Source organism: Rhodococcus tukisamuensis NBRC 100609 (assembly GCF_001894985.1).
Lineage (GTDB): Bacteria > Actinomycetota > Actinomycetes > Mycobacteriales > Mycobacteriaceae > Rhodococcus_G > Rhodococcus_G tukisamuensis.
The window spans coordinates 65,168-83,005 of the sequence record NZ_BCXG01000023.1; the positions used below are offsets into that span (position 1 = coordinate 65,168).

Genomic DNA, 17,838 nt, shown 5'->3' on the forward strand with positions numbered 1-17,838 from the left:
TCTAGGTACTCCTCTGTTCGTGCGCGTCCACCAGACGGTGGGTTTGCTTGCCAGTATCCCTACCGGACGGCTCGGAATCCGCGGCAGCATCGCCACACGGACGGCTGGACCTGCGCGGCGGGACTGGATCCCAGCCTCCAGGGTGCCAGGGTGCGCACTTGAGCAGGCGCACAACGGTCAACCCGAGGCCGATCACGACGCCGCGGTCACGCAGGGCGTCCACGGCGTACTCGCTGCAGGTGGGCGTGAAACGACAGGTGGGCAACCGCAACGGAGAGACGTAGCTGCGATACAGCTCGATGACGAAGATCAGAGCTCGGGCGGGGACACGACGCAGCGAGGTCCACCGGGACGTGCCCGTAGATCGACTGTCGGTCATACCGAATTTCCCACACTGACAAGAAGGTTGAGTTTGCGAAGGCCGGACCGGAGTTGCCGGTCGAGCTCCTTCGATGAGGCCGTCGCGGACCCGGGCAGCGCCCGGATCACCACGTTGGTGCCCTCCGGCACCTCCGCGACGAGGCCCACACAGATATGACGAAGCCGGCGCGCGACTCGATGTCGAATCACCGCCGGCCCGACAGCCTTGCTTACCACCAGCCCGAAACGCGGACCGGTGTCACTCACCAAAACCTCAGTCGGGTTACCGGCCAGGGCGTGTACGACCACGTCCCGCCGGGCAGCCCGCTGACCGCGCCGAACGGTGGACGCGAAGTCCGACCGTCGACGCAACCGGTGCGGCTCAGGAAGCATCCCGAGCTCCCGAAGTCAGAATCAGGCGGTGAGAGAAGCGCGGCCCTTTTGGCGACGCGCAGAAACGATGGCGCGCCCTGCACGGGTACGCATACGAAGACGGAAGCCGTGGACGCGCGCGCGGCGTCGGTTGTTCGGCTGGAACGTCCGCTTGCCCTTGGCCACGGTCAACTCCTATAGATCATCGGCGCCAGTCGACGCCTCTCAAACTGAAAATTGGTGGTCGCCCGCAGCCGAGGCCGTGACGGACTCGCGCCCGGCGAGATGCAGCCAGCACGAAACCGTCACCTCGAATTCAGGTGACTGTACGAGGGTACGCAGGACAATCCTCGAGGTCAAACCAAGATTCGCACGGACACGCTGCAATCCCGGGGTCCTTGCCTCTGCACCTCGACTGTGCCATGGCGTCGGTCCGTCGGCGATGCATGTAAGGCAACTAACACCGACCTCGCCCGGTCGCACACGGCCGCGCGGCACCGATCCGACCTGCCTCGACCTCGTCTCCGCAGGTAAGCCCGCGCCGGGGCCCGGGCGTTGCCGTCGAGTGGCGGATCCGCTCACACCCCCGCGGCTTATCCACAGATGTGGATAATTGTGTGGAATTACAGTCCAGGTGGCATATTCGGTGCCTTGAGCGGGGATAGTTATCCCCAGGTGGAAGCGTTGCCAGTTGCCGGTACTCCAGTCGAGAAAGACTCCGCCTCACCGCACTGACCTGGGAGGACTGAAGTTGAACGAGGAAGCACACACCCTGGAGCAGGTCTGGGTGGAGGTCCTCGCTGAACTGACGGCCGACGACTCCCACACACCTCTGTCGAGGGCCCAGAAGGCGATGCTCGCGCTGGTTCGGCCGCTCACCCTCACTCAGGGCTTCGCCCTGCTCTCCGTCCCGTCGGCATTCGTGCAGGAGTCGATCGAGCGCGATCTGCGGGAACCGATCATGCAGGCACTCAACCGGTACGTCAGCTCCGGCGTCGAGGGCCTCGGCGTCCGGGTCGCGCCGCCCGAGGAGGCCGCGGAGGCAGAATCGGAACCCGACCTGTTCAGCCGGCCCGACTACCCCGCCGTCTCCGTCGAACCTTCCGCGCTCAGCATGCCGACGTACCGACGCCGTCGGCCCGGCCCCGACGAGACCGCGGACGCCGCGGCGCCCGAGCCCGACGACTCCGATCCGGAAGAGATCGACGAGGACCGGGAGGCGATCGCCAGCGTGCACGAGTCCTGGCCGTCGTACTTCACCAAGCCGCCGGTCTCGGCCCCCTCCGAATCCGGCGGCAACAGTCTCAACGCGAAGTACACCTTCGACACCTATGTCATCGGTTCGTCGAATCGCTTCGCCCACGCCGCCGCGGTCGCGATCGCCGAGGCCCCCGCGCGGGCCTACAACCCCCTGTTCGTGTGGGGTTCCTCGGGGCTGGGCAAGACACACCTGTTGCATGCGGCCGGGCACTACTCGCAGCGACTGTTCCCCGGAATCCGGGTGAAGTACGTCTCCACCGAGGAATTCACCAACGACTTCATCAACAGCCTGCGCGACGACCGCAAGGTCGCCTTCAAGCGCCGCTACCGCGAGACGGATGTCCTGCTGGTCGACGACATCCAGTTCATCGAGGGCAAGGAAGCCATCCAGGAGGAGTTCTTCTACACCTTCGAGGCCCTGCACAATGCCAACAAGCAGATCGTCATCGCCTCCGACCGGCCCCCGAAGCAGCTCGCGACCCTCGAGGAACGGCTCCGGACCCGCTTCGAGTGGGGCCTGATCACCGACGTCCAGCCGCCCGAGCTCGAAACCCGGATCGCCATCCTGAGCAAGAAGGCCCGGATGGACCGGCTCGATGTCCCGGATGACGTGCTCGAACTGATCGCGAGCCGGATCGAGCGCAACATCCGCGAGCTCGAGGGCGCACTGATCCGGGTCACCGCGTTCGCCTCGCTGAACCGGCAGGCCCTGGACCTGACCCTCGCGGAGGTGGTGCTGCGCGACCTGATGCCGGACGCCGCGACGATCGAGATCAACGCCGCGACGATCATGGCCGTCACCGCCGAGTACTTCAACACCAGCATCGAGGAGCTGTGCAGCCCCGGGAAGACCCGGCCGATCGCACAGGCCCGACAGATCTCGATGTACCTCTGCCGCGAACTGACCGATCTCTCGTTGCCGAAGATCGGTCAGACCTTCGGTCGCGACCACACCACTGTGATGTACGCCGACAAGAAGATCCGCAAGGAGATGACCGAGCGACGCAAGGTCTACGACCAGGTGCAGGAGCTCACCGCACGAATCAAGCAGCGCTCAAAGCGCTGATCAACCGGCCGGCATGCGGATCAGCGTGTCGGCCGGTCGCCTGCGCGGTCCCCGGCGGAAGAAACAGGTAGTGCACTACGCACGACGCGCGGATCGCTGGGGTCCATTCTTGGTACAGGCGTGGGGGGCGTGCGTGACAGGGGGTCGCACGCCCCCCATGTCTGCGTTCGGGACAGGTGGATGTCCCAGGACAACGTGAACTCCGAACGGCACACCCCGCGACGATCGGGGATGGTGTCGAGCGACGATCCGGCCGTGGTCGAGGAGGATCCGCCAGACCGTCGCCGGCGACGGAAACGGATCGAACCCGAGGGATCCGCCGGCGCGAACCACGACCCGAGACGAGGCGCCGGTTCGAATACGACGAGAAACCCGCTGTCGCCGCCAGCCGGAGCCGAAGACCGGACACGGTGCGGTCGCTCGACCGGTCCCGCCTTCGACGGGCATTCGATCTCCCTGGACAGAGCAGCGGGGGACCAGGCGGCGGTGTCACGGGCGAGGCGGCAACGCACTCTCGACCCGTCGGTCCGGTTTCGACCGTTGACCGCACTGTCCGCGAAGTCCTGAGACATCACGGGGTCGGCCCCACCTGTCCGTCCGCGCATCCCGTCTGGCGTGCCTCGCGAGCCGCAAGCCCCGTCCGGTCCCCGTGCCGATCTCCTCGGGTGTGAGTCCCGACGCGCCCGAACCAGCCTGAGAATCTATTCACACCTGTGGGTAATTATGTGTGTCACACCTGTGGATAACCCTGTGTGCAACTCCATGAGTCTGTGGAGTACTCGAGGATGACTCGAGGAGTACTCGAGGAGTACTCGAGGATGGACTCGAGGAGTACTCGAGGATGACTCGAGGAGTACCTGTGGAGTACTCGAGGATTGTTTCGAACAACATTTCCTCTGTCCACAGCACGCCCGATCTGTCCTCGAGTGCATCCTCGAGTACTGCACAGCACGCCACGCCGGTACACCAGCACGTTGACCGTGCTGTCCACAGATTCCACAGGACCTATTACTACTGCTGTTCTATCTCCGGAGAGATCAGTTGAAAACAGGTCCTGTGAGCAACAGTGGCCGGCACTGAGCCGCAAGCGCGGCTCACGCCGGTTTCAGCTTTCAACTTCGAGCTGGAGGGCATACGGTGTGCTTCTGTCGTCAGTGCCGGATTCTTGGGATTCGGCATGGACGCGTAAGGCCACGTCTACGGAGAGGACCAACCCACCGATGGAGCTCGGGAGTATGAAGTTTCGGGTCGCCCGGGAAGACTTTGCGGATTCCGTCGCGTGGGTGGCTCGCAGCCTGCCTTCCCGTCCGCCCGTTCCGGTCCTCGGCGGCGTCCTGATCTCCGCGGACGAGCAGGGCCTGACGATCTCCGGGTTCGACTACGAGACGTCCGCACAGGTCAGGATCTCCGCAGAGGTCTCCGGTCCGGGCCAGTCGCTGGTCTCCGGCAAGCTCCTTGCCGACATCACCCGGTCGCTGCCCGCCAAGCCGGTGGACGTCACCGTCGACGGCACCCGGGTGCTCATCGCCTGCGGTAGTGCCAAGTTCTCCCTGCCCACCATGCCGGTCGAGGACTACCCGCAGCTTCCCGAACTGCCGCAGCAGACCGGAACCCTGCCCGTCGACGTCTTCTCCGAGGCCATCGGCCAGGTCGCGGTCGCCGCCGGCAAGGACGACACGCTGCCGATGCTGACCGGCATCCGGGTCGAGATCGAGGGCACCAATGTCGTCCTCGCGGCCACCGACCGGTTCCGCCTCGCGGTCCGTCAGATCGAGTGGACTCCCACCGCCGCCGACACCAGCGCCGCGGTGCTCATCCCAGCAAAGACCCTGTCCGAGGCAGCGAAAACCCTTGGGGGGCCGTCGAATTCGCCGGTCCAGCTGGCATTCGGCGCCGGTTCCACGGTGGGCTCGGAAGGTCTGCTCGGCATCGTCGGCGAGGGTCGTCGCACCACCACCCGACTGCTCGACGCGGAATTCCCCAAGTTCCGTCAGCTGCTCCCGCCGGAGCACACCGCGATCGCGACCGTCGAGGTGCTCCCGCTGGTCGAGGCCATCAAGCGTGTCGCGCTGGTCGCCGAGCGCGGTGCGCAGGTGCGGATGCAGTTCTCGGCCGACGGTCTGCTGCTCGCTGCGGGTGGCGACGACGCCGGCCGCGCCGAGGAGGCGCTCGAGGCCCAGTTCCAGGGCGAGGCGCTGACCATCGCGTTCAACCCCGGCTACCTGATCGACGGTCTCGGTTCGCTGCACAGCGAGCGGGTGTCGTTCGGATTCACCACCCCGAGCCGGCCGGCCGTGCTCCGCCCCGCCCCGGAGGAGGAGCCGGTGCCCGGCGAGAACGGCGCCTTCGCCGCCCCCGAGAGCGACTACACGTACCTGCTCATGCCGGTCCGGCTGCCGGGCTGACACCCGGGCGGTCACCGCCGTCGGAACACCGAGTCGTCACGCACCGTCTATCCGAGTGAAGGGACATCACAGGATGCAACTGGGACTGGTCGGACTCGGGAAGATGGGCTTCAACATGCGCGAACGTCTCCGCGCGCACGGCCACGAGGTGCTCGGGTACGACCCGCGACCGGAGGTGACCGACGTGGCCTCCCTCGCGGACCTCGCCGCCGGCCTCACGGCGCCCCGGGTGGTGTGGGTGATGGTGCCGTCCGGGCAGATCACCCGGGACACCATTGCCGAACTAGCCCAGGTGCTCGACGCCGGTGACCTGGTGATCGACGGCGGGAACTCCCGGTTCACCGAGGACCGCCCGCACGCGGACCTGCTCGGCGCGGCCGGCATCGGGTTCCTCGACTGCGGCGTCTCCGGCGGCGTGTGGGGGCTCGAGAGCGGTTACGGGCTGATGGTCGGCGGCGGCGAGTCCGACGTCGCACGCGCCCTGCCGATCTTCGACTCGCTGCGTCCGGAGGGCGAGCGGGCCGACGGCTATGTGCACGCCGGACCGGTCGGCGCCGGGCACTTCGCCAAGATGGTGCACAACGGCATCGAGTACGGGCTGATGCAGGCGTACGCAGAGGGGTACGAGCTGCTCGAGGCGGAGGACCTCGTCACCGACGTGCACGGCGTGCTGCGGGCCTGGACCAAGGGCACCGTCGTGCGGTCCTGGCTGTTGGAACTGTTGGTCAAGGCGCTCGCCGAGGACCCCGAGTTTGCCGAAATCTCTGGCTACACACAGGATTCCGGAGAAGGACGGTGGACCGTGGAGGAGGCGATCAACCATGCCGTGCCGGCGCCGGTGATCTCCGCGGCGCTGTTTGCCCGGTTCGCCTCCCGGCAGTCCGACTCGCCGGCGATGAAGGCCGTCTCGGCCCTGCGCAACCAGTTCGGTGGTCACGCCGTCCAACGGGTCTCGGAATCCGGCTAAGTGTTCGTTCGCAAGTTCACGCTCCGCGACTTCCGGTCCTGGGACGGAGTCACCCTCGAGCCCGGCCCGGGCATCACCTTGTTCCTCGGCCCGAACGGACACGGCAAGACCAACCTGCTCGAGGCGCTCGGCTACCTCGCGACCCTCTCCTCGCACCGGGTCTCGACGGACGCGCCGTTGATCCGGGCGGGTGCGGCCCAGGCCCAGGTCGGTGCGGTCGTGGTCAACGACGGCCGGGAGCTGGCCGTCGACCTCGAGATCAACGACGGCCGCGCGAACCGGGCCCGGATGAACGGTTCGCCGCTGCGTCGGCCCCGCGAGATCCTCGGCGTGCTCCGCAGCGTGTTGTTCGCCCCCGAGGACCTCTCGCTGGTGCGGGGCGACCCGGGGGACCGGCGCCGGTTCCTCGACGAACTGCTGTGTTCGCGGATACCGCGGATGGCCGCGGTCAAGGCGGACTACGAGAAGGTGCTGCGGCAGCGCTCGGCCCTGCTCAAGACCGCGGGAGGGGCGCTGCGCCGCGGAGGGCGGTCCACCGACGGTGCGAGCGCCCTTGCGACACTTGATGTCTGGGATGGGCACCTGGCCGCGCACGGTGCCGAACTGCTGGCCGGACGGTTGCGGCTGGTCGGCGAGCTCACCGACCACGTGACCCAGGCCTACCGGGACATCGCGCCGGAGTCCCGGCCTGCGAGCATCCGCTACCGCAGTAGCCTGGGCGCGTCGATGCCGCCCGAGCTCGCCGACCCGCGGCGCGAGTGGGTGCGCGAGGACGTCGAGGTGCTCGAGGCCAGCTTCCTCAGCGAACTCGCCGTCGCCCGGCAGCGCGAGATCGATCGCGGGGTGTGCCTGGTGGGCCCGCACCGCGACGATCTCGACCTGGTGCTCGGGGACCAGCCGGCCAAGGGCTTCGCCAGTCACGGCGAGTCGTGGTCGTTCGCGCTGTCGCTGCGGCTCGCGGCCTTCGCGCTGCTGCGCACCGACGGCACCGACCCGGTGCTGATGCTCGACGACGTGTTCGCCGAGTTGGACCGCAAGCGTCGCAGCGCACTGGCGGCGGTCGCGGCCGACGCCGAGCAGGTGCTCATCACCGCGGCCGTCGCGGAGGACGTGCCGGCCGAACTCGACGCGGCCCGGTTCGCGGTCGCGGCCGTGGAGCGGCCCGACGGCCGCACCTCCACTCTCGGCTGATCCAGAGCAGGAAAGGACACCCATGCCCGACGAGACACCGGCCGCCGGCGGCCGGGACAAAGATCCCGAGCTCCGCGGCATCGACCTGGCGCGCCGTGCGCTGGAGGAGGCCCGTGCGGCGGCGAAGGCAAAGGGGCAGTCTGTCGGGCAGGGCCGGTCGTCGCCGGGGACCCGACGCACCGGCCGTCGCGGCTGGTCGGGCCCGGGTCCGGACACCCGGGACCCGCAGACGTTCGGTGCGCTGACCAGTTCCGTGGCCAAGAAGCGGGGATGGTCGCCGAGAGTCTCCGAGGGAACGGTGCTGGGCCGGTGGCCGGAGGTGGTGGGGGAGGACATCGCGGTGCACGCCGTGCCGTTGAGCCTGCGTGAGGGCGTGCTGAGCATCTCGGCCGAGTCCACGGCCTGGGCCACCCAACTGCGGATGATGCAGGCGCAGATCCTGGCGAAGATCGCCGCGGCCGTCGGGAACGGCGTGGTGACGACGCTGCGGATCACCGGGCCCAGCGCCCCCAGCTGGCGCAAGGGCGAACGGCACATCCGCGGACGGGGCCCGCGGGACACCTACGGATAGGACCGGGCGGGACCCGTCGGGAGACCTGTATTTGTCTATTACCCCATGTTACAGTTACTCGAATTAACGAGTGAACTGTGTCACAGGCGTCGTCGCGCGACGCCGAAAGGGGAGCCCGATGTCCGTCGAGACCGCGCCCGCGCCGACCGTGGCGGAACCCGACCACCTCCTGCTGCAGGCGCGGAACGTCGAGTTCGACTGGTCGGACCTGCCGATGCACTGGATCCCGGGCGACCCCTTCGCGACCCACGTGTTCAACGTGCTGCACCTGCTGCTGCCCGCCGGCGAGGACTGGTTCGTCGAGACCTTCAAGGAGGCGCTCCCGCTGATCGAGGACGAGGAGCTGCGCGCCGACGTCGCCGGCTTCATCGGCCAGGAGGCGATGCACTCGCACGCCCACACCGGCGTGCTCTCGCACCTCAAGGACAGGGGCCTGGACCCGACGCCGTTCACAGACCAGATGGAGTGGGTGTTCGGCAAGCTCCTCGGACCGCGACCGTTCACCGCGGGGCGCAGGGAGAACTACCTGGTCGAGCGGCTCGCGCTGATCGCGGCGATCGAGCACCTGACCGCGTTCCTCGGCGACTGGGTGCTCAACGCCAAGGGCCTCGACCGGGCCAACCCGCACCCGACGATGCTGGACCTGCTGCGCTGGCACGGCAGCGAGGAGGTCGAGCACCGCGCCGTCGCCTACGACGTGATGCGGTACTTCGACAAGCGGGAGTCCCGGCGCCTGCGCACCCAGCTGATCGCCACCCCGGCCATCGTCTACCTGTGGGTGCGCGGCACCCGGTTCCTGATGGCGAACGACCCCGAGCTGGCGAGTTGGGCACCGCACCGCCGCAAGCCGCACTGGTCCGACTTCCGGGCGGCGGGCCGGCGCGGCGTGCTGCCGGGGACCCGGGAGGTGGTGGTGCGGATGGGCCGTTACTTCGGCCGCAACTACCACCCCTCACACGAGGGGTCGACGGCCCAGGCGGTCGCGTATCTCGCCGCCTCCCCGGCCGCGCAGGCCGCGACCCGGTAGCGCCGCCCTCGATGACGATCATGACGAACGTGCCCGACGCGAACGTCGCGCCCCCGCGGGACCTGCGCGGCCGGGCCCGCGGCGACCGGGTGATGTCCGCGATAAAACTGTTGGCGGACAAATACTTTCGGATTCTCGAGCGGCACGAATACAACCCCGACCATGCCGGGCGCAACCCGGACTCCGCGATGACCCTGACGGTGACGGCGCGTGAGGTCGTCGCGCTCGACGAGAACGTCGCCGCGCTCACCTTCGCGGCCCCCGGCGGCGGCGACCTGCCGGCCTGGCAGCCGGGCTGTCACCTCGACTTCCACCTGCCCTCCGGGCGGCGTCGCCAGTACTCGCTGTGCGGGGACCCCGCGGACCGCTCCCGCTACCGCATCGCGGTCCGGGCGATTCCGGGCGGCGGTGGCGGGTCCGTCGAGATGCACGGCCTGCGGCCCGGCACCACGGTGACCGTCCGCGGCCCCCGCAACGGCTTCCCCTTCGTCGGGCACGGGCGCGCGCTGTTCGTCGCCGGCGGCATCGGGATCACCCCGATCCTGGCGATGGTGCGCGCGGCGCGGGACGCCGGGATGGACTGGCAGTTCGTGTACTCGGGGCGCTCCCGCGAGTCGATGCCCTTCCTCGACGAGATCGAGTCATGGGATCCGGCAAGGGTTTTCGTTCGTCCCGACGACGAGTTCGGGATCCCGGCCGCCCAGGACCTGCTGGGCCGGGCACCGGCCGGCGGCGCCGTCTACTGCTGCGGTCCGACGCCCATGCTCGAACTGGTGCGCACCGCGTTCCCCGACACCCCGGCGACCGCACTGCACTTCGAGCGGTTCGGTGCGCCGCCGGTGCTCGACGGGACCGCATTCGAGGTCGAACTCGCGGGCAGCGGCGAGGTGCTCACGGTGCCCGCGGACCGGTCCGCGCTCGACGTGATCAGGGAGCGACTGCCCGGCGTCGGCTACTCCTGCCAGCAGGGGTTCTGCGGCACCTGCCGGGTGCGGGTGCTCGGCGGCACCCCCGAGCACCGCGAGACGCGGCTGAGCGCGGCCGAGCAGGAGACCGAGATGTTGATCTGTGTGTCCCGATCCGCCGGCGATCGCCTGGTCCTGGATCTCCAGACGTGAGGAACAGTGAATGAGCAACAGCAGCAACGGATCCCGCTCGGTCCGACCGGCCGTCGCATCGACCGTCGGCAACGGTGACGTCGAACTGGCCGTATTCGAGCAGGGAAACCCGAACGGTCCCACGCTGGTGCTGGTGCACGGCTGGCCGGACACCCACCAGTTGTGGGAGCACGTGGTGCCGCGACTGGCGGAGAGGTTCCGGGTGGTCAGCTACGACAGCCGCGGCGCAGGCCGCAGCACCGTGCCGGCCGCCGTGTCGGCCTACCGGCTCGAGTTGATCGCCCAGGACCTGTTCGCGGTGATCGACGCGGTCAGCCCGGCCGCGCCGGTGCACGTGCTCGCCCACGACTGGGGTTCGGTCGAGTCCTGGGAGGCGGTGTGCGAGCCCGACGCCGGTCGCCGCATCGCGTCGTTCACCTCGATCTCCGGCCCGAACCTCGACCACCTCGGCACCTGGGCCCGCGAGGGGTTCGCCGACCCGAGCCCCCGCCGGATCCGGGACCGGCTCACGCAGGCCCTGGCGTCGGCGTACACCGTGCTCTTCCAGATTCCCGTGCTGGGCCCGCTGCCGTTCCGGCTCGGTCTGGACCGGCTGTGGCCGACGTTCCTGCGGTTCTTCGACGGACTCGACCCCGCCCTGGTCCCGACCGCGCCGACACTGCGCGCGGACATGGTCAACGGCCTCAAGCTCTACCGGGCGAACATCCGGCCGCGTCTCGGCGCGCCGCGGGAGCGCCGCACGGACGTGCCGGTGCAGTTGATCCTCAACGCCAACGACCGCGCGGTCCGTCCGGTGGGTTTCCAGGACACCGAGAAGTGGGCCCCCGACCTGCGGCGTCGGGTGATCCCGGCCGGGCACTGGTCGCCGATCTCGCACGCCGCGGAGGTGGCCCGGCTGACCGCGGAGTTCGTCGAGGACGTGCTCGACCGTGAGGCCGTGACGGACGCCGACGCGGTCGAGTCCTGACCCGATCCACCCAGGCCGGAACCTACCGGGGTCGTCGAAAATGCGCTGACGGGGACGTCAGGGGTGTCGTAGGCGCTCCCGGTCACGCGCGTACAAGTAGGATGGCGTGGTACCTCGCGGCCGCGGCTCCACTGGCCGCGCTCGGCATGCAGATGAGAAGGAGAGCACCCCGCCCGTGGCTGCCCAGAAGTCAGACAAGAGCACTCCGAACAAGGAATACGGCGCTTCTTCCATCACCGTCCTCGAGGGACTCGAGGCGGTACGCAAGCGCCCCGGCATGTACATCGGTTCCACCGGTGAGCGCGGCCTGCACCACCTGATCTGGGAGGTCGTCGACAACTCGGTCGACGAGGCGATGGCCGGGTACGCGAGCAAGGTCGAGGTGACGCTGCTCGAGGACGGCGGCATCCGGGTCGTCGACGACGGCCGCGGCATTCCCGTGGGTATGCACGCGTCCGGGATACCGACCGTCGAGGTCGTCCTCACGCAGCTGCACGCGGGTGGCAAGTTCGACAGCGACTCGTACGCGGTGTCCGGTGGCCTGCACGGCGTTGGCATCTCCGTGGTCAACGCGCTGTCCACCCGCCTCGACGTGGACATCAACGTCGACGGCTTCGAGTGGCACCAGACGTACACAGATTCAAAGCCGGGTGAGCTGATCCAGGGCGCACCGACCAAGGCGACCGGAACCACGGTCACCTTCTGGGCCGACCCGGAGATCTTCGAGACGACTCGCTACAACTTCGAGACCGTCGCCCGTCGCCTGCAGGAGATGGCCTTCCTGAACAAGGGCCTGACCATCACGCTGACCGACGAGCGCGCCGAGGTCATCGACGACGAGGCCGCCGAAGTCGCCGAGGCGCCGAGGTCGGCCGCCGAGGTGGAGGAGGAGGAGAAGTCGGGGAAGGCGAAGACGAAGTCCCGCATCTACCACTACCCCGGTGGGCTCGAGGACTACGTCCGGCACATCAACAAGAGCAAGACCCCGATCCACAACTCGGTGGTGGGCTTCACCGGTAAGGGCACCGGCCACGAGCTCGAGGTCGCGATGCAATGGAACTCCGGGTACTCGGAGTCCGTGCACACCTTCGCCAACACCATCAACACCCACGAGGGCGGCACCCACGAAGAGGGCTTCCGCGCCGCGTTGACGGCCACCGTCAACAAGTACGCGCTGGACAAGAAGCTGCTCAAGGACAAGGACCCGAAGCTCACCGGTGACGACATCCGCGAGGGCCTCGCGGCCATCGTCAGCGTCAAGGTCAGCGAGCCGCAGTTCGAGGGCCAGACCAAGACCAAGCTCGGCAACACCGAGGTCAAGTCGTTCGTGCAGAAGGCGTGCAACGAGCACCTCGGGCACTGGTTCGAGTCCAACCCGGCCGACGCCAAGACGATCGTCGGCAAGGCGGTGTCCTCCGCGCAGGCCCGCGTCGCGGCCCGCAAGGCGCGCGAACTGGTCCGGCGCAAGAGCGCCACCGACCTCGGCGGCCTGCCCGGCAAGCTCGCCGACTGCCGCTCCAACGACCCGGCCAAGTCCGAGATCTACATCGTGGAGGGCGACTCCGCAGGCGGCTCGGCCAAGTCCGGTCGCGACTCGATGTACCAGGCGATCCTGCCGCTGCGGGGCAAGATCATCAACGTCGAGAAGGCCCGCATCGACCGCGTCCTCAAGAACACCGAGGTCCAGTCGATCATCACCGCGTTCGGCACCGGCATCCACGACGAGTTCGACATCGCCAAGCTGCGGTACCACAAGATCGTGCTGATGGCCGACGCCGACGTCGACGGCCAGCACATCGCCACCCTCCTGCTCACGCTGCTGTTCCGGTTCATGCGTCCGCTGGTCGAGCACGGCCACGTCTACCTCGCGCAGCCGCCGCTGTACAAGCTCAAGTGGCAGCGGTCGGACCCGGACTTCGCGTACTCGGACCGCGAGCGCGACGCGCTGCTCGACGCCGGCCTCAAGAGCGGCAAGAAGATCAACAAGGACGACGGCATCCAGCGCTACAAGGGTCTCGGCGAGATGAACGCCAAGGAACTGTGGGAGACCACCATGGATCCGACGGTGCGGGTGCTGCGCCTGGTGACCCTCGACGACGCGGCGGCGGCCGACGAGCTGTTCAGCATCCTGATGGGTGAGGACGTCGAGGCCCGTCGCAGCTTCATCACCCGTAACGCGAAGGATGTCCGCTTCCTCGACGTCTGAGAGACCCAGGGAACCGAGCCGGGCGCGTGTGAAGTGAATCACTTTGGCGCCCGGCTCGGCGCAATCCGGAGAAGCTGGTGGGGTACGACGGCACCAGTGGGCCTGATATGGCGCAATTGCGACCGTTGTGCCGGGATTGTCCTGACGCCTGCGGGATTGGCCGGGCCGTTCGATCACGGCGTCATAACGACTCGAGAACAATAAGGCACGCGCCGGGGTCTCGGAGCCTCTAGACTCCGGAGCCGCCGAGGAGTCAGTCCTCGACTCCCTCCACCGAACAGTCGTTCTGTGGTCCGGGGGGGCGGCACGAGTACGGGAACTTGTGCCGGACCTGGGTGGAAAGTGAGTTTGGAAGATGAAGACGCAGTCGCCGCCTGTCAACAGGCCGTGGAACCTCGAGGGCTGGGGTCTGCGATGGAAGGTCACCGCGGTGGTCGCGCTACCGATCACCGCGGCGATGGTGCTCGGTGGGCTCCGCGTGCAGGACCAGCTCAGCACCGCCGCCCACTTCAGCGAGGCCGCGACGCGAACCTCCATCGTCGCGCCGCTGCTGGACATGGACGTCGCGACCGGCTTCCTCATCGCCAACTACCTCTCCCGGCAGGGGTCGCCGACCGACGACGCCGCGCAGGTCAGCAGGACGATCGAGGCGATGCGCGAGGCGGTCGCGGACCCCGAGATGGATCCCGACCTGGTGGCCTCCGTGGACCGGGTGATCGGCGACACCGAGGCGCTCCGCGGCGACATGACGAAACTGTCGCTCGACGACCTCGGTGCCCGGACGGCGGCGATCCAGTCGGACGCGGCGAAGACCGTCATCGAGGCCATCGCGCCCATCGGTGACGAGACGATCCTCAACGAGGGAACCCGGCTGATCGACGCCTGGGCCGCGCAGCGCCGTCTCTTCGACCAGACGCTCGCGATCATCAAGCGCTATCAGGATCCGAACATCACCGACGGCGAGCTGGCTGCCGGCATCGGCGCCGAGCTGGCCATGATCGACATCCTGGCCCGCTACTTCCCGGAGGACGACCCCAACCTGGCCGCTCTGCGGCAGGCGGTCAACACCCGCAGCGAACTGATGCTGAACACGCCGGCCGGTACGCCGCCGAAGCTCGAGATGCATCAGACGATGCTCGACAGCCAGTCGATCTACACCCCGCTGATCAAGAGCTCGACCGCCAAGATCATCGACCTGGTGGCCGCGAAGGCCAGCGAGACCCGTTCCGCGGCAGTGCAGGCCGCCGTCGTGGTGCTCGCCACGCTGCTCGCCACGATCCTGCTGGGCCTGCTTGTCGCGCGGTCACTGATCCGCCCGATCAACCGGCTCCGGCGCGGGGCGATCAAGGTCGCCGACGAGGACCTCCCCAACGCGCTCGAGCGGATCAAGGTCGGCGACACCTCCGCGGTCACCGACTTCGAGCCGATCCCGGTGCACACCACCGAGGAGATCGGCACGCTCGCCCGCGCTGTCGACGACATGCACGGTCAGGCACTCAAGCTGGCCGGGGAGCAGGCGCAACTGCGCCTGCAGATCGGCGACATGTTCGAGACCCTCGCCCGGCGCAGCAAGTCGCTGGTCGACCAGCAGCTCGGCCTGATCGAGAACCTCGAGTTCGAGGAGAAGGATCCCCGGCGGCTCGAGAGCCTCTTCCGGCTCGACCACCTCGCGGCCCGCATGCGCCGAAACGGCGAGAACCTGCTGATCCTCTCCGGTACTCGCACCCGCCGCGGCCACTCCGAACCCGTCCAGGTCGGCGACGTCCTGCGCGCCGCGATGTCCGAGGTCGAGGACTACCAGCGGGTCGAGGTCGGCAACACGCCGCAGGGCGCGATCGCGGGTGCCGTCGCCACGGACATCGTGCACCTGCTGGCCGAACTGCTGGACAACTCGCTGCGCGCGTCCCCGCCCGAGTCCAAGGTGACGTTCAACTTCGCCCGCGCCGTCGACGGCGGGCTGCTGCTCGAGATCTCCGACCGCGGCATCGGCATCCAGCCGGCGGAGCTGGCAAAGATCAACGAGCGGCTCGCGTCCGGCGGCGAGGTGAGCGCCGAGACGGCCCGCCACATGGGCCTGTACGTGATCAGCGAGCTCGCCGCGCAGCACGGACTGACGGTCCGGATGCGTCCGACCTTCGACACGATGCGGAACCAGGGCGTCACGACGAGCGTGCACATCCCACACACCGTGATGGTGTCGCCGCTGGCGCTGGCGATGACCGGGCCGCAGGCGTCCGTGGATGCCTACGGCGAGGAGCCGGCTCCTCGGCCCCGGCCCGCAGCGCCCATGGCCCAGGTGCCTCAGCCGCAGACGCAGGCGCTTCAGACGCAGGCGCCTCAGTCTCAGGTGCCCGAGTCTCAGGTGCCCGAGACGCGGTCGGGGCCCGTGGTCCCGGTAACCGTCACACTGGGTCCCGGCCCACTGACGTTGGCGCCCGGCACCGAGGTACCCAGCGCCCAGCCTCCTGCCGCCCAGCCTCCTGCCGCCCAGCCTCCTGCCGCCCAGCCTCCTGCCGCCGAGCCTCCTGCCGCCGAGCCTCCTGCCGCCGAGCCTCCTGCCGCCGAGCCTCCTGCCGCCGAGCAGCCCGGTCTGCCGCAGCGCACCCCGGGCGTCGCGGCCGGGTTCACCGAGGGCGCCCCCGAGCGTCCCGACGGGCCCCGGCCCCCGGAGCGCACACCCGACCGCCCGGCGGCGCTGCCGCAGCGTGCACCCGGGCCCACGGCGGCGCCTCCGCAGCGTGTCCCCGAGTCCACGGTGGCGCTGCCGCGGCGGACCCCCGGTGCCACACCAGGCCTGCCACCGCGGAGCGACCTGGTGGCTGGGCCGGTCACGCCGGCCGCCACCCCGGATCCGGTCGTCGGTCCGTCACCCGTCACCGGCCCGGACAACGACGACCCGGCCCGGGCGAGGCGACACCGCTACCGCCTGAACTCCGAAAAGACGGCGTCGTTCTTCATGGCCCGACCGCGGGTCGAGGAGCCGCCGGCGCTGCTCTCCACCGAGACGACACCGATCTTCATGGGGATGGTCTCCGATTGGCTGACAGACCCCATCTCGGCAGAGGGAAACCGGGCCTGGAAGTCCGCTGCGGACGTAGGCTGGGACGCCGCCAACCGGGCCGCCGGGCCACGCGGCGAGTCGCGTACCGCTTCGGGGCTGCCGCAACGTCGACCCGGACACCGACTGGTTCCCGGCGGCGTCGACGGGGCTGACAAGATCAACACGCCGCCGAGGCTGCGCGACCCGGATGCGATCCGCGAGAAGCTCAGCAGGCACCAACAGGGCATCCGCGAGGGCCGCGCCGCCGGCCAGGCCGAACGCAACAGCATCTAAGGAGACAGATGAACATGGATCAGGGATCCGAGCTCAACCTGGATCAGGGATCCGCGGGCCGCAGCTCGCTCGACTGGCTGGTCTCGAACTTCGCCCGCGACGTGCAGGGTGTCACCCACGCGGTGCTGGTGTCCGCGGACGGGCTGCTGATGGCGGCCAGTTCCCACCTGCCGGTGGACCGGGCCGAGCAGCTGGCGGCGGTGACCTCCGGGCTCGCGAGCCTGTCGGCAGGCGTTTCGCGGCTGTTCGAGGGCGGCGGAGTGCTCCAGTCGGTGGTCGAGATGCAGCGTGGCTACCTGCTGCTGATGAGCGTCGGCGACGGCTCGCACCTGGCGACGCTGACGTCGGCGGGCTGCGACATCGGGCAGGTCGGCTACGAGATGGCGCTGCTGGTCGACCGTGTCGGCGCGTCCGTGCAGGCGGCGCCGCGGGCCGCCGTCGGGACCTGACCGCGAGGTGGCCATGGACGACAGCCAGAACTTCGCACGTGCCGGTGGCGGGCCGAGTCTGGTCCGGCCGTACTCGCTGACGTCCGGGCGTACCCTGCCGGCGGTCGAGTTGGCGCTCGAGGCGCTGATCCAGGCCCTGCCGGACACCGCGAACCGAAACTGGGAACTCGGGGACGTGGACGCGACGATCGTGGCATTGTGCGCACAGTCGCCGTCCGTGGCCGAGATCGCTGCCCGGGTCGGTGTGCCGATCGGTGTCGCGCGGGTGCTGGTCGCGGACCTGGTCGAGTCCGGTCAGTTGCGAATCCTGGCCACCCTGAAAGAAGACGCCAGCGACAGCGAACGTCGTGAACTCATTGAAAGGGTCCTCGGTGGACTTCGGAAAATCTAGCGCGCAACCCGGCCGGGTGACGTCGACCAAGATCGTCGTGGCCGGGGGGTTCGGCGTCGGCAAGACCACGCTGGTCGGTGCGGTGTCCGAGATCGTGCCGTTGCGGACCGAGGCGTTGGTCACCGACGCTTCGGTCGGCGTCGACAACCTCAGC

At 68.9% G+C, this 17,838-nt stretch carries 15 protein-coding genes and 1 pseudogene; 13 read left to right on the forward strand and 3 right to left on the reverse strand.

The annotated features are described in order from the left end of the window. Position 1 precedes the first annotated feature (1 nt). Genes yidD through rpmH form a run of 3 tightly spaced genes read right to left on the reverse strand, consistent with a single transcriptional unit; the run spans position 2 to position 918 of the window. Positions 2-379, reverse strand: coding sequence for a membrane protein insertion efficiency factor YidD (gene yidD / locus RT2_RS19845; protein WP_072846527.1), 378 nt, complete (start codon positions 377-379; stop codon positions 2-4). Continuing rightward, positions 376-753, reverse strand: a complete 378-nt coding sequence (rnpA, locus tag RT2_RS19850) for a ribonuclease P protein component (RefSeq protein ID WP_072846528.1) — start codon at positions 751-753, stop codon at positions 376-378. The genes yidD and rnpA overlap by 4 nt, the downstream gene beginning before the upstream one ends. Before the next feature lie 21 nt (positions 754-774). Continuing rightward, the gene (gene rpmH, locus RT2_RS19855; protein WP_072754329.1) at positions 775-918 is read right to left on the reverse strand and encodes a 50S ribosomal protein L34; all 144 of its coding nucleotides are present in this window, start codon (positions 916-918) and stop codon (positions 775-777) included. A 565-nt stretch (positions 919-1,483) separates the two neighbouring features. On the opposite strand from rpmH, the gene dnaA reads away from it, so the two are divergent. The 13 genes and pseudogenes from dnaA to RT2_RS19920 all read left to right on the forward strand — a co-directional run. Next, positions 1,484-3,058 carry a chromosomal replication initiator protein DnaA gene (dnaA, locus tag RT2_RS19860; RefSeq protein WP_072846529.1) on the forward strand — a complete coding sequence of 525 codons (1,575 nt, stop codon included), beginning with the start codon at positions 1,484-1,486 and terminating at the stop codon, positions 3,056-3,058. 1,220 nt (positions 3,059-4,278) lie between these two features. Further along, complete coding sequence (gene dnaN, locus RT2_RS19865; protein WP_072846530.1) at positions 4,279-5,463, forward strand: DNA polymerase III subunit beta; 1,185 nt, start codon at positions 4,279-4,281, stop codon at positions 5,461-5,463. Between the two features lie 55 nt (positions 5,464-5,518). Next, a complete protein-coding gene (gnd, locus tag RT2_RS19870) occupies positions 5,519-6,430 on the forward strand; it encodes a phosphogluconate dehydrogenase (NAD(+)-dependent, decarboxylating) (protein WP_255312557.1) in 912 nt (303 codons plus the stop codon). Then, a complete protein-coding gene (gene recF, locus RT2_RS19875; RefSeq protein WP_072846532.1) occupies positions 6,431-7,621 on the forward strand; it encodes a DNA replication/repair protein RecF in 1,191 nt (396 codons plus the stop codon). A 22-nt stretch (positions 7,622-7,643) separates the two neighbouring features. Next, positions 7,644-8,192 carry a DUF721 family protein gene (locus RT2_RS19880; protein ID WP_072846533.1) on the forward strand — a complete coding sequence of 183 codons (549 nt, stop codon included), beginning with the start codon at positions 7,644-7,646 and terminating at the stop codon, positions 8,190-8,192. 118 nt (positions 8,193-8,310) lie between these two features. Further along, on the forward strand, positions 8,311-9,219 hold the full coding sequence (locus tag RT2_RS19885) for a metal-dependent hydrolase (RefSeq protein ID WP_072846534.1): 909 nt from the start codon (positions 8,311-8,313) through the stop codon (positions 9,217-9,219). Positions 9,220-9,230: 11 nt separating this feature from the next. Next, the gene (locus tag RT2_RS19890) at positions 9,231-10,337 is read left to right on the forward strand and encodes a PDR/VanB family oxidoreductase (protein ID WP_092776466.1); all 1,107 of its coding nucleotides are present in this window, start codon (positions 9,231-9,233) and stop codon (positions 10,335-10,337) included. Positions 10,338-10,347: 10 nt separating this feature from the next. Then, the gene (locus RT2_RS19895) at positions 10,348-11,304 is read left to right on the forward strand and encodes an alpha/beta fold hydrolase (RefSeq protein WP_072846535.1); all 957 of its coding nucleotides are present in this window, start codon (positions 10,348-10,350) and stop codon (positions 11,302-11,304) included. A 175-nt stretch (positions 11,305-11,479) separates the two neighbouring features. After that, positions 11,480-13,510, forward strand: a complete 2,031-nt coding sequence (gyrB, locus tag RT2_RS19900; protein WP_072846536.1) for a DNA topoisomerase (ATP-hydrolyzing) subunit B — start codon at positions 11,480-11,482, stop codon at positions 13,508-13,510. A 355-nt stretch (positions 13,511-13,865) separates the two neighbouring features. Further along, positions 13,866-16,844, forward strand: a complete 2,979-nt coding sequence (locus RT2_RS26730) for an ATP-binding protein (protein ID WP_083577506.1) — start codon at positions 13,866-13,868, stop codon at positions 16,842-16,844. Positions 16,845-16,858: 14 nt separating this feature from the next. Further along, positions 16,859-17,293, forward strand: a complete 435-nt coding sequence (locus RT2_RS19910) for a roadblock/LC7 domain-containing protein (RefSeq protein WP_072846547.1) — start codon at positions 16,859-16,861, stop codon at positions 17,291-17,293. 13 nt (positions 17,294-17,306) lie between these two features. Then, entirely contained in the window at positions 17,307-17,684 is a 378-nt protein-coding gene (locus RT2_RS19915; protein ID WP_072846537.1) for a DUF742 domain-containing protein, read from the forward strand. Positions 17,685-17,700: 16 nt separating this feature from the next. After that, a pseudogene (locus tag RT2_RS19920) lies at positions 17,701-17,838 on the forward strand (ATP-binding protein); the annotation flags it as partial.